General features: G+C 65.6%; 1 pseudogene. It reads left to right on the top strand.

Going from position 1 to position 422, the window contains the following annotated elements:
* Positions 1–268 precede the first annotated feature (268 nt).
* A pseudogene (locus IF43_RS0135680) lies at positions 269–422 on the top strand (cysteine dioxygenase); the annotation flags it as partial.

The raw sequence follows: 422 nt of genomic DNA, 5'->3' as shown, positions 1-422 counted from the left end.
GAGTGAAACAATGCCGTCAAATCGGGCATTGGGTTGACAGGAGGCGGACCCAGCCGGTCTCCTTAATCGCATGCAAGCGACCGCAGTGATGTACACGACCCACGCCCGTGGGTTCCGTACGGCTGTCCAGGCTCGCTGTTGCTGTTCCAGCTGTCACAGCTGTTGAAGCCCTGCGCTCCAGCTCTGATCCAGCTTCGTTTCACCGGATTCCGGTCTCCGCGTCACACCCCCCGCACGCGCATCCACCTGCCGAGGAACCACCGCACCCATGAACAGCGACAGCGACCTTTCGATCGCCGGCGACATCCTTGAGGTCCAGCACCTTCTGCAGCCGGCCAGCCCTCACCCCTCCACCGTGGCCGGGTTCGCCGGACTCGCCCGCTCCATCGCCGCCGACCGCTCCCGGTGGGCCCCGCTCGTCC

This window comes from Streptomyces sp. NRRL S-87, from assembly GCF_000719335.1.
Lineage (GTDB): Bacteria > Actinomycetota > Actinomycetes > Streptomycetales > Streptomycetaceae > Streptomyces.
The sequence above is the reverse complement of the archived record's forward strand: the minus strand, read 5'-3'. Positions and strand labels throughout refer to the sequence as shown.